The 11,508-nt window shown below is 73.4% G+C and carries 11 protein-coding genes and 1 pseudogene; 5 read left to right on the top strand and 7 right to left on the bottom strand.

From position 1 onward, the window contains the following. Nucleotides 1–59: 59 nt before the first annotated feature. Nucleotides 60–800, bottom strand: coding sequence for an SDR family oxidoreductase (locus tag ACFWEJ_RS21645; protein ID WP_377231252.1), 741 nt, complete (start codon nt 798–800; stop codon nt 60–62). Between the two features lie 100 nt (nt 801–900). Here ACFWEJ_RS21645 and ACFWEJ_RS21640 point away from each other — a divergent pair, with 100 nt between their 5' ends. Both ACFWEJ_RS21640 and nhaA read left to right on the top strand, forming a co-directional pair. Further along, nucleotides 901–1,728: a helix-turn-helix transcriptional regulator gene (locus ACFWEJ_RS21640; protein ID WP_377231251.1), complete on the top strand. Its 828-nt coding sequence runs from the start codon at nt 901–903 to the stop codon at nt 1,726–1,728. Nucleotides 1,729–1,756: 28 nt separating this feature from the next. Beyond that, nucleotides 1,757–3,157: a Na+/H+ antiporter NhaA gene (gene nhaA, locus ACFWEJ_RS21635; protein ID WP_377231250.1), complete on the top strand. Its 1,401-nt coding sequence runs from the start codon at nt 1,757–1,759 to the stop codon at nt 3,155–3,157. A gap of 15 nt (nt 3,158–3,172) precedes the next feature. Here the strand turns inward: nhaA and ACFWEJ_RS21630 are convergent, their stop codons facing one another. Next, the gene (locus ACFWEJ_RS21630) at nt 3,173–4,081 is read right to left on the bottom strand and encodes a slipin family protein (protein WP_377231249.1); all 909 of its coding nucleotides are present in this window, start codon (nt 4,079–4,081) and stop codon (nt 3,173–3,175) included. A 348-nt stretch (nt 4,082–4,429) separates the two neighbouring features. Continuing rightward, nucleotides 4,430–6,538 (bottom strand): BTAD domain-containing putative transcriptional regulator, encoded by a 2,109-nt coding sequence (locus tag ACFWEJ_RS21625; protein WP_377231248.1) that lies wholly within the window; start codon nt 6,536–6,538, stop codon nt 4,430–4,432. Nucleotides 6,539–6,571: 33 nt separating this feature from the next. Between ACFWEJ_RS21625 and ACFWEJ_RS21620 the strand changes: the two genes are divergently transcribed. Beyond that, nucleotides 6,572–7,447 carry an alpha/beta fold hydrolase gene (locus ACFWEJ_RS21620; RefSeq protein WP_377231247.1) on the top strand — a complete coding sequence of 292 codons (876 nt, stop codon included), beginning with the start codon at nt 6,572–6,574 and terminating at the stop codon, nt 7,445–7,447. 3 nt (nt 7,448–7,450) lie between these two features. On the opposite strand, the gene ACFWEJ_RS21615 is transcribed toward ACFWEJ_RS21620, so the two are convergent. Then, a complete protein-coding gene (locus ACFWEJ_RS21615; RefSeq protein ID WP_377231246.1) occupies nt 7,451–8,047 on the bottom strand; it encodes a DsbA family protein in 597 nt (198 codons plus the stop codon). 12 nt (nt 8,048–8,059) lie between these two features. Continuing rightward, entirely contained in the window at nt 8,060–8,629 is a 570-nt protein-coding gene (locus tag ACFWEJ_RS21610; RefSeq protein WP_377231245.1) for a TetR/AcrR family transcriptional regulator, read from the bottom strand. Nucleotides 8,630–8,746: 117 nt separating this feature from the next. Between ACFWEJ_RS21610 and ACFWEJ_RS21605 the strand changes: the two genes are divergently transcribed. After that, on the top strand, nt 8,747–9,589 hold the full coding sequence (locus tag ACFWEJ_RS21605; RefSeq protein ID WP_377231244.1) for an alpha/beta fold hydrolase: 843 nt from the start codon (nt 8,747–8,749) through the stop codon (nt 9,587–9,589). A gap of 44 nt (nt 9,590–9,633) precedes the next feature. On the opposite strand, the gene ACFWEJ_RS21600 is transcribed toward ACFWEJ_RS21605, so the two are convergent. Next, entirely contained in the window at nt 9,634–10,047 is a 414-nt protein-coding gene (locus ACFWEJ_RS21600) for a winged helix-turn-helix transcriptional regulator (RefSeq protein ID WP_377231243.1), read from the bottom strand. 122 nt (nt 10,048–10,169) lie between these two features. On the opposite strand from ACFWEJ_RS21600, the gene ACFWEJ_RS21595 reads away from it, so the two are divergent. Continuing rightward, complete coding sequence (locus ACFWEJ_RS21595) at nt 10,170–11,012, top strand: SDR family oxidoreductase (RefSeq protein WP_377231242.1); 843 nt, start codon at nt 10,170–10,172, stop codon at nt 11,010–11,012. A gap of 248 nt (nt 11,013–11,260) precedes the next feature. Here the strand turns inward: ACFWEJ_RS21595 and ACFWEJ_RS21590 are convergent. Continuing rightward, nucleotides 11,261–11,508, bottom strand: a pseudogene (locus tag ACFWEJ_RS21590) (HNH endonuclease); the annotation flags it as partial.

Raw genomic sequence — 11,508 nt, 5'->3', positions numbered from 1 at the left:
GAGCCAGCTCAAAGCGAAGAAACCCGGGCCTCAAAGGTGACGCTCACGGGGCAGAGCTGTCAGCGCTGGGCCGCCGGGCGCACGATGATCTCGTTCACGTCCACGTCGGCGGGCTGGGCCAGGGCGAACGAGATCGCGCGGGCGATCGCGTCCGCCGGGATCAGGTTGCGGCGGAACGTCCGCATGTACTCGGCGGCGCCGGGATCGGTGACGTGGTCGGCGAGCTCGCTCTCCACGGTCCCGGGCGTGATCGTGGTGGCCCGGATGCCCGGGTCGGACTCCAGACGCAGTCCCTCGGTGACGGCCCAGGCCGCGAACTTCGTGGCCGAGTACACCGCCGACGTCGGGTACACCTCGTGGGCCCCCACCGAGGCGACGGTCACCACGTGCCCGCCGCCCTGCCGCCGGAAGTGCGGCAGCACCGCGGCGATGCCGTGCAGCAGGCCGCGCACGTTGACGTCGATCATCTGGTCCCACTCGTGGACCAGCAGGGCGTCGAGCCGGGACAGCGGCATGACCCCGGCGTTGTTCACGATGACGTCGATGCGGCCGTGCTCCTGGACCACGGTGTCGACCGCGGTGCGCACGGCGTCGGCGTCGGTCACGTCGAGGCTCAGGGTGGCGGCCCGGCCGCCGTCGGACCGGATCTTCTCCGCGACGGCGTCGAGGCGGTCGGTGCGCCGGGCGGCGAGGACGACGTCGTGGCCCTCGGCGGCCAGGCGGACGGCCGTGGCCTCGCCGATGCCGCTGCTGGCGCCGGTGACGAGGACGACCTTGGGGTTGCTCGTTGATGTGGTCATGGCTCCAGGCTGGTTCGCCGTCCGGCGGCCAGGAAGGACGCCGTCCTCCTGGGTGCGGCGCACCCTGGCTGGCCGACGGCGCCCGTCGTACCGTCGGGGCATGACCGCATCACCGCTCGGCGACTACCTGCGCGGCCGGCGCGACCGCCTGACGCCGGAGGCGCTGGGGCTGCCCGTCTACGGCCGGCGCCGCGTCGTCGGGCTGCGCCGCGAGGAGGTGGCCATGCTCACCGGCGTGAGCGTGGACTACTACGTGCGGCTGGAGCAGGGCCGCGAGGTGAGCCCGTCGCCGCAGGTGCTCGACTCGCTCGGGGAGGTGCTCCGGCTGGACGACGACGGCCGCCAGCACCTGTACCGCCTCGCCGGCCTCAGCCCCCGCCCGCTGCCGCCCGCCCCCGTGGAGGAGGTGGACGACGCCCTGCTGGAGCTCATGCTCTCGTGGCCCGGGAGCCCGGCGCTCGTGCTCGGGCGGGCCTACGACGTGCTCGCGGCCAACCCGCTCGGCGAGGCGCTCTTCGGCGGGTTCCCGTTCTCGCGGAACCTGACGCGCACCGTGTTCCTGGACCCGGGCGCGCGCACCCTCTACCCGGACTGGCACCTCGTCGCGGAGAACGCGGTCTCGGGGCTCCGGCTCGCGGACGGGCTCATGCCCGGCGACCCGAGGATCCGGGCCGTCGTGGACGAGCTGCGCGTGAAGAGCCCGGACTTCGTGACCCTCTGGGACCGGCACGACGCGCGGGGCAAGCGCCTGGACACGAAGCGGTTCCGGCACCCCGAGGTGGGCCCCCTGGAGCTGCGGGTGCACGTGTTCGAGGTGCGGGGCGCGCCGGGGCAGGAGCTGGTGGTCTACCACGCGCCGGCCGGGTCGCCGTCGGCGGAGGGGCTGGCGCTGCTGGGGACGCTGGCGGCGACGCGGCGGATCGGCTGACACCGTCGGCGTCTTCTATCCTTGACCCGTGGCAGACCGGATCCCTACGGGAGTACCTACCCGCCCAGGGCCACGGCCCAGGGTCGTCATCCCGTATCCCCGGCTCTCCCCGGGACTGCGCAGCTACTTCGCGACCGAGGGCGGGGGCGCGACGCTCCTGCTCGCGGCGTCCGCCATCGCGCTCGTGTGGGCGAACGTGGCGGGCGGCTCGTACGAGGCCATGTGGGACACGCCGATCAACCTCACGGTCGGCACGTGGGAGCTGCACCTCTCGCTGCACCACTGGGTCAACGACTTCCTCATGGCCGTGTTCTTCCTGGTGGTCGGCGTCGAGGTCAACCGCGAGCTGACGGTCGGCGAGCTGCGCAGCTTCCGCGCCGCGTCCGTGCCGCTGTTCGGCGCCATCGGCGGGCTGGCCGTGCCGATCGGCATCTACCTGCTGATCAACCCGTCCGGGCCCGACGCCGCCGGCTGGGGCCTGCCGATGTCCACGGACACGGCGTTCGTCATCGGCGTGCTCGCGCTGGTGGGGCCACGCTGTCCCGACCAGCTGCGCATCTTCCTGCTGACGCTGGCGATCTTCGACGACATCGGCGCCATCGCCCTGCTCGGCATCTTCTACTCCGACGCGCTCATGATGGGCGCGCTCGTGCTCGCGGCCGTCCTGGCCGTCGTGCTGTTCGCGATGCGCTGGATCGGCGTCTGGCAGATCGCGCCGTACCTGATCGTGGGCGCCGTCCTGTGGGTGGTCGTCCTGGAGTCGGGGCTGCACCCGACGCTGGCGGGTGTCGTCGTGGGCCTCGCCGTGCCCACCGCGCGCCACGGCAACGACGACGAGGCGCGCCTGCACTTCGGCTTCTACGGGCGTGCCCTCATGGAGGAGCTGGACCCTGCCCGGTCCCGGCTCGCGGTGCGTGCCGCGCAGTCCGCCGTGCCGACCAGCGACCGCCTGCTCGACGCGCTCCACCCGCTGAGCTCGTACGTCGTGGTGCCGGTGTTCGGCCTGGCCAACGCGGGTGTGGTGCTCTCCGGCGAGTCGATCGACGCCGCCATGTCCAGCCCGGTGACGCTCGGCGTCCTGGTTGGGCTGGTGCTCGGCAAGGGGATAGGTGTGTTCCTCGGCGCGATGATCGCGCTGGTGACCGGGCTGGGCACCCTGCCGGGCCGGGTCAGATACGGGCACCTGGCCGGGGGCGCGTTCCTGTGCGGCATCGGGTTCACCATCGCGCTGTTCGTCAGCGAGCTCGCCTTCGACGACGAGGCCCTGATCAACGAGGCCAAGGTCGGCATCCTCGTCGGGTCGCTCCTGTCGGGCGTCATCGGCGCCGTGATCCTGCGCTACTTCGGCGACCGGCTGCCGCTCTGCTCGCCCCACGAGGCCTCCGGCCCGCCGCCGCTGCCCGAGGGGGCGTGGCGCCCGCCGGCGTGAGCCGTCCCTGAGCCGTCAGGCCACCGTCGGTCTCGGGCGGTGCTCCTGCGCTGGTGCTGGTGCTGGTGCTGGTGCTGGTGCTGGTGCTGGTGCCGGTGCTGGTGCTGGTGCCGTGGTGCCGTCGCCGCCGGCGGCCGGTGGTTTCTCCGCTGCGGCGGCTTCCTCGCGGGCCAGGAAGTTCCCGAGCTCGCCGATGGTGCTCATCAGCGGCGCGGGGAACACGACCGTGGTGTTCCTGTCGACGCCGAGCTCGACCAACGTCTGCAGGTTGCGCAGCTGCAGTGCCAGCGGGTGCGCCATCATGATGTCGGAGGCGTCGCCCAGCCGCGTAGCGGCGAGCTGCTCGCCCTCGGCGTTGATGATCTTCGCGCGCTTCTCCCGCTCGGCCTCGGCCTGACGTGCCATGGCACGTTTCATGGTCTCGGGCAGCTGGATGTCCCTGAGCTCGACCAACGTGATCTGGAGGCCCCACTCGGTGGTCGTGCGGTCGAGAATCAGGCGGATGGCGTCGTTGATCCGGTCGGTCTCCGCCAGGATCTCGTCCAGCGCATGCTGCCCGACGACGTTCCGCAGCGTGGTCTGGGCGATCTGGTTGATGGCCGCGCTGACGTTCTCGATCTCGATCACGGACCGCACGGCGTCGACCACCCGGAAGTAGGCGACGGCGGCGACGTCGACGCTGACGTTGTCCTTGGTGATGATGCCCTGGGACTGGATCGGCATCGTGACGATCCGCAGGGAGATCCGGTGCAGCACGTCGACCACCGGGATGATGACTCGTAGGCCCGGCTCGCGGGTGCCCTTGAGCCGGCCGAACCGGAAGAGCACCCCCTTCTCGTACTGCTTGACGATCTTGATCGCCATCGCGAGGCAGATCAGGGCGAGAGCAAGGAGCACGATCAGGATCCAGGCCACGGTGCTCATCGGAACGCTCCGCAGGGCCCGCGCAAGGAGCGGTCAGCCGGCGGGCCGGCGATCGACGTCGTCATGACGCCTACCTCTCAAAACGGTTCAGGACCGGTCCCGGGCAGAGGCGTCCCGGACTTGTCCACTCCTCACGATACTCCGGGCGCGGCCCCGTGCCGGTGGCCCGGCGGGGCGGGGCGCGGATGTGCTACGGGTGCCTTGTGGGCGGCGCCTTCCGCCGTCGGCCGACTCCCTTTTGAGGCCTAAGTTTCTTCGCTTTGACGAGTGCCAAAGCGAAGAAACTTAGGCCTCAAAGGTGAGTGGGGCCAATGGTCGGCAGGTTCGTCCGCGGGGCTGGCTGGCGGGTCAGGCGGTGAGGAACGCCGTCAGCGCGTCCAGGTGCTCCTGGACCGGGCCAGCCGTCAGGACGCCGCTGCCCGCCGCGATCTCGCCGGCGGCCGGGGCCAGGGCCGCACGGGCGCGCTCGGCAATCCGGCGATCGCCCACCGCGACGGCGGCGCGTCCGGCCAGCACCCAGAGGACCTCGGCCAGGAGGCCCGGCGGTGGGTCCGGGATGCGGCGCACGGCCCGGGCGGCCGCAGTGACTGCCGCCGCGTCGCCGCGGGTGCCGCGGGCGCCGCGGGCGCCGTGGGCGCCGTGGGCGCCGCGCGCCAGCAGCAGGTGCGGGCGGGCCCAGGGCTCGTAGGGGCCCCAGTCGGCGTCGTCCAGGGGCGGTACGGCCCCGGCCTCCCTGGGGGACGCCGGCCCGTCGTCGGCCGTCCCGCCGTCCGCCGGGAGCCCGTGCCAGACCCGCAGCGCGAGGATCGCCAGCGGCAGCAGGCCCTCGGCCAGCCCCGGCATGCCCGCGCCGTCGAGTGTCGCGGCGGCCGCCCGGTATCCGCGCTCGGCGTCGGCGCGGGCCGCCGGATCCGCCCCGCCGGGGGCGCCCGAGGCCGCAGCCCGTTGCGCCCCGAACCACGCGGTGAACACGCCCACCAGCGGCCGCTCGTGCCGCAGCCCGAGCGCCCCGGCGCTGTCCGCGTGCCCCTGCGCGTCGGACCACCGGCCGAGGGCGGACAGGGCCTGCACCCGTACCAGGTGCCCCAGGATCTCGAACGTCGCCAGCCCGTGCCGGGCGGCGAGCGACACCAGCTCGGCGCCGATCGCGTCGCGCTCCGGGGCCAGGCCCGTGTGCTCGAACCGGGTCAGGTACCGCCCGGCCAGTGCGAACGCGAGGACCGCCGGGTCGCCGGACCGCCGGGCGAGCGCCTCGGCCTCGTGCGCCGCATGCGGGCCGCGGGCCCCGGCCAGGCCCCGTGACTCGACCGCCACCGTCGCCAGGAGCTTTGCCCGGACGGCGTCGGGCGCGTCGTCGGGCAGCGCGGCGAGCGTCCGCTCGGCGGCCGCGACCACCTGGGCGGCCAGGCCGGCGTCGTCGGACCGGGTCCAGGCACCCGGCACGTCGAACGCGCCGATCACGCGCGCGGTGAGTTCCGGGTCGCCGAGCTGCTCCGCGGCGCCGACGGCGGCCACGCGCTGCGTGCGAGCGGCGGTCAGCCCTTCGCCGCCGGTCATCGCCAGCGTGCGCAGCAGCGTGGTGGTGGACTCCAGCCGGGTGCGCGCGCCGGCGGCGACCACCCGCTCGTAGGCCGACGTCGTGTCGCGCCAGACGTCGTCGGCGCCGGGCGCGCCGCCCGTGCCCGGGTCGTGCCGCAGCACCTGCGCCTCCAGCTCCGCGAGCCGCGGCCCCGGGTCCACGCCGAGCTCGCCGGCCAGCATGGCGCGGGCCCGGCGGAGCACCGCCAGCGCGTCGGCCTGCCGGCCCGACCGGTACAGCGCCAGCGCGAGCAGCCGCCAGCCCTCCTCGCGCCAGGGGTGCTCGGTCACGTGCGCGTCCAGGCCGGGCACGACGTCGGCCGCCTCGCCCAGGTTGGTGCGCGCCTCGGCGACGCGCTCGACCGCGACCAGCCGGAGCTCGGCCAAGCGGGCGCGCTCGGCCACGGCCCAGGGCTGCTCCAGGCCCGCGTACGCCGCGCCGCGCCAGGTGGCCAGCGCCCGGTCCAGCGCGGCGCGGGCCGCGGCGGGCGCCTGGTCCCGCGCGCCGGAGACCGCCGCCTCGAACGCCCAGGCGTCCACGTCGGCCTGACGCAGCGCGTACCCCGGGCCGTCGGTGACGAGCACCCGGGCCGGGGCGCGGGCCGCACGCCCGGGCTCGATCGCCCGGCGCAGGGCCGCGACGAAGGTGCGCAGCGCCACGAGTGCGCCCTGCGGCGGCTCGTCCCAGAGGTCCTCGACCAGCCGGCCGGCGGTCACCACCCGGCCCCGGGCCGCCACCAGGCGCGCGAGCACCGCGCGCTGACGCGGGCCGCCGAGCGCCGCCTCGGCGTCGTCGACCCAGGCCGTGACCGGGCCGAGCACGCCCGCCCGGAGCAGCGCCGTCGTCGTCGCGGCGGGGCCGCCTGACCGGTCACTCATCGGCTGCTCATCCACGTGGCGGAGATTGGGGGCATGACAACGAAGATCCCTGAGTTCGAGTACCAGAGCGTCGCCGTGGGCGACGTGCACCTCAACGTAGCCGTCGGTGGCACCGGCAGCCCGGTGGTGCTGCTGCACGGGTTTCCGCAGACGCACCTCATGTGGCGGCGCGTCGCCGCGGACCTCGCCCGCGAGCACACCGTGATCGTCCCCGACCTGCGCGGTTACGGGGCCAGCGACAAGCCGGCCGAGCACGACCGCGACACCTACTCCAAGCGGACCATGGCGCAGGACGTGGTGGGGCTGGCCCGGGCGCTCGGGCACGAGAGGTTCGCGCTCGCGGGCCACGACCGCGGCGCCCTGGTCGCGATCCGCGCGGGCCTCGACCACCCCGACGTCGTCACCCACCTGGCGATCCTCGACGTGCTGCCGACCCTCGACATGTGGGACGTGCTACACGGCGCCGACGCGGCCGTCGCCTTCCACCTGTACCTGATGGCGCAGCCCCCGGGCCTGCCCGAGCGCATGATCGAGGCCTCCGCCGACGAGTTCTTCGGCTTCTTCCTCGACGCCTGGGGCACGAGCCCCGAGGCCATCCCGGCCGACGTCCGGGCCGAGTACCTGCGGGCCTCGCGCGAGGCCGTCCCGTCGATCGTGGCGGACTACCGGGCGTCGGCGGGCGTCGACGTCGAGCACGACAAGGCCGACCGGGCGGCCGGACGCCGCCTGACCATGCCGGTCACGGTGGTCCAGCAGGACTGGGGCAGCGCGCTCGGCTACGACGCGGCGGGGCTGTGGTCCGCCTGGGCCGCGGACCTCGACCACCGCACCCTGGACGCCGGCCACTTCATGGCCGAGCAGTCGCCGGCCGAGGTGGTCGCCGTCCTGCGCGGCCTGCTGAAGCGGTAGGGGCTACCGCCCCCACCGTGACGTGCGCTTGCGCGACAGCCCCATCGTGTCGCGCAGGTCCGTCACCGTGACGTCGCCCAGGTAGGGCTCGTCGTTGATGAACAGCGTGGGCGTGCCGTGCACGCCGGAGTCGATCCCGTCCTGGTAGTCCGTGCGGACGGCCTCGGAGAACTTCTGGGCGGGATCGCCCACCAGGGTGCTGGTGTCCAGCCCGAGCTGGTCGCCGTACCGGACGATCGACGCGTCGTCGAGGCTGTCCTGGTTCTTGAAGAGCAGGCCCGCCATCGGCCAGAACGCGCCCTGGTGTCCGGCGGCCTCGGCCGCCAGGGCCGCCGTCAGCGCGTACGGGTGCGGCTCGAAGAGCGGGAAGTGGCGCCAGACCAGGCGCACCTGGCCGTCCGAGTTCTTGATGAGCTCGTGCAGCACGGGCTTGGCCGCGCCGCAGTACGGGCACTCGAAGTCGCCGAACTCCACGATCGTGAACGGCGCCTCCGGGTTGCCGTAGGCCCAGCGGAACGCGAAGTCGGCGTCGTGCGGGGTGCTCGGCGCGGCGTGGGGCACGGCCTCCCGTGCGCTGCCGTCGGACTCGTCGATCGTCATGGCGTCATCCTTTCACCGGCGGGGGCCGGTCGCGGCGTCGAGCAGGGTCTCGGCGGCAGCCCTCGCGTGGTGCGCGGCCTCCGGGGTCCCGGCGATGGCGGCGGTGGTCTGCGCGCCCTCGGCCAGGATGGCGAGCTGCGGGGCCAGCGCGGGCGGCGCCCCGGCGTCGGCCACGAGGCGGGCGACGTACTCCTGGAAGGTGCGCTTCTGCTCGCGGACGGCGTCCGCGACGGCGGTCGACGACGCGCCCAGCTCGCCGTGGGTGTTGATGAACGCGCAGCCGCGGAAGTCCGGCTCGCGGAACCACGCGTCGAGGAAGTCGAAGATCGCCAGGATGCGCTCGCGGGCCGTCGTCGCAGGCACGGACGCCGCGGCGAGTCCGCTGTCCCAGACCTGCGTGCGGTGGTGGAGCACGGCGACGATCAGCTCGTCCTTCGAGGCGAAGAGCGAGTAGATCCGCTTGAGGGACACGCCCGCCGCCGTCCGCACCGCGTCCATGCCCACGGCCTGCACGCCGCGCGCGTAGAACAGCTCGTCAGCGGCCCGGACGACGTCCTCGCGCGCCGTCTTCTCGTCGATCATGCGATCTCACCCCGTCTTGTGTCCCGCACGAGTTGCGCGGAGAACGTTCGTTCTCTACTGTAGCGGACATAGGCGGAGAACGAACGTTCTCCGCTCGGATCGAGAGGGAGACGGATCATGGGTTTCATCACGGTCGGCACCGAGAACAGCACCCCCACGGAGCTGTACTACGAGGACCACGGCTCGGGCCAGCCCGTCGTGCTCATCCACGGCTACCCGCTGGACGGCAACAGCTGGGAGCGTCAGTCGCGTGAGCTGATCGCCGCCGGCTACCGCGTCATCACCTACGACCGCCGCGGGTTCGGCAACTCGAGCAAGGTCGGCACCGGGTACGACTACGACACGTTCGCCGCGGACCTGGACGCCGTGCTGACCTTTCTCGACCTGCGCGACGTCATCCTGGTCGGCTTCTCCATGGGCACCGGCGAGCTGGCCCGCTACGTCAAGAACCACGGCGCCGACCGCGTCGCCAAGCTCGCGTTCCTCGCCTCGCTGGAGCCGTTCCTCGTGGCGGCCGACGACAACCCGGAGGGCGTGCCGCAGTCCGTCTTCGACGGCATCGCCGAGGCGGCCCGATCCGACCGCTTCGCCTGGTTCACCAACTTCTACAAGGACTTCTACAACCTGGACGAGAACCTCGGCTCCCGGATCAGCCAGGAGGCCGTCACCGCCAGCTGGAACACGGCCACGGGTAGCGCCCCGGTCGCCGCGTACGCGGTGGTCCCGACCTGGATCGAGGACTTCCGGGCCGACGTCGCCGCTGTCCGCGCGGCCGGCAAGCCGTCCCTGATCCTGCACGGGACCAAGGACAACATCCTGCCGATCGACGCCACCGGCCGCCGCTTCCACGACGCGTTCCCGGAGGCGGAGTACGTCGAGATCGAGGGCGCGCCGCACGGCCTGCTCTGGACCCACGCGGCCGAGGTCAACGAGGTGCTGCTCCGCTTCGTGCAGGCCTGATCCTGGCCCGAAGGCCCCCGGCGTCACGCCGGGGGCCTTCGGCGTCAGCGGGGGAGCGGGCCGGTGTACGTGGCGCGGGAGTGCTCGACGTCGGCCATGTGCGCGTCGCCCCAGTCGCCCAGTGCGGCGAAGACGGACTGCAGGCTGCTGCCCAGCTCCGTGATCTCGTACTCCACGCGCGGCGGCACCTCCGCATAGATCCTGCGCTGGACCAGGCCGTCGCGTTCGAGCTGGCGCAGGCGCTGGGTCAGCACCTTGGGCGTCACGCCGATGCGCCGCTCCAGCTCGACGAAGCGCTGGGTCCCGTGCGCCTGCAGCACCCACAGGATCGGCGTGGTCCACCGGCTGAACACCAGGTCGACGACTGGCGAGATGGGGCACGCGGTGGCCGGGTCGTCGTCGGGCTGCGGGCACCAGGTGCTGGTCCCGGGCTTCGTGGCGGGCGTCGCGTTCGGCATGGCAGGCTCCAATACTTTCCTGAGGGAACCTACTGTACTGACGCTCGTAACGTCGGCGACATCGCGGCCTCAGGGGCCGTCCGGCCCTGTTCGGGGCCGGGTCCTACCGACAAGGAGCACCCATGATCGTCGTCACCGGAGCCACCGGGAACATCGGCCGTCCGCTGGTCGCCGAGCTGGCCCGGCGGGGCCAGGACGTCACCGCCGTCTCGCGCGCGGGCACCGCCCCGCTCGACAGCCCGCTGGTCCGCGGGGTGAGCGCCGACCTGGCCGAACCGGAGGGCCTGCGCGCCGCGGTCGACGGCGCGGACGCCCTGTTCCTGCTGGTTCCGGGCTCAGGTGGGCACCTGGACACCGAGCGGATGATCGGGATCGCCGCCGAGGCCGGCGTGCGCCGGATCGTCCTGCTGTCCTCGCTGGGCGCCGTCACCCGCGCAGAGTCGGCCTCGCACGCCCCGCTCGCCGAGCTGGAGAAGCGGGTGCAGGGCTCGGGCCTGGAGTGGACGCTGCTGCGGCCCGCCGACTTCGCCAGCAACGCGCTCGCCTGGGTCCCCACGGTCCGGTCGGAGCGCGCCGTCCACGCGCCGTTCGGCGACGTCGCGCTGCCCGCCGTCGACCCGCTCGACATCGCGGAGGTCGCGGCCGCCGCCCTGGCCGACGACGGGCATGCCGGCCGGAGCTACACGCTGACCGGCCCCGCCGCGCTCTCGCCACGCGCGCGGACCGAGGTGCTCGCGCAGGCCCTCGGTGCGCCGATCGATTTCGTCGAGCAGTCCCGAGACGAGGCGCGTGCCGCCATGCTCGCCTACATGCCGGAGCTGGTCGTCGACGGCACGCTCGGGATCCTGGGCGAGCCGACGGCGCAGGAGCAGCAGGTCAGCCTCGACATCGAGAAGGTATTGGGGCGGCCTGCGCACACGTTCGCCGACTGGGCGCGCCGGAACGCTGGGGCGTTCACGGCCTGACCGGTCGAGGCGGAGTTGCGCGCGTTGTTGGTCACCGGTCCGGGCGGCCAGCCCAGGTCACCAGCCTGGGCCGCCAGACCTGGGCCGCCGGGACCTGGGCCGCCAGGCCGGGTTGCCAGATCTGGCTGCCAGACCGAGCCGCCTGCATTTTGACCGTGGCCGCTGGACACCAGTGCTGACCGGCGGAGTGCCGGACAGGTGGAGCCGCGGTGTCCCGGGCCGCCCACCTGTGGATGACGTCGGGCATCTCAGAACGGTGGCTCGCCCGGGAGGACACGGGACTCGGTGACTGCTGAGCCGCCCTTCTTGTTCAGCTGTCTGGCCGCCGATGGCGCCTGGCTCCCGAGGCGGTGTCGGGTGTCGTCGGCAAGGCTGGTGACGTCGTTGCTGACGTTGCCGATCTGGGTGGGTGGTCGCGTGTGGGTGTGGCCGGTGGGTGCGGTCCAGGTGGTGTTTCCGGTGTCGGGGTCGCGGGTGACGTTCCACCCGCCGTGTG

The organism is Promicromonospora sp. NPDC060204 (genome assembly GCF_042728455.1).
Taxonomy (GTDB): Bacteria; Actinomycetota; Actinomycetes; order Actinomycetales; family Cellulomonadaceae; genus Promicromonospora.
Note: the sequence above shows the minus strand (reverse complement) of the source record. Positions and strands in the feature narration are given on the sequence as shown.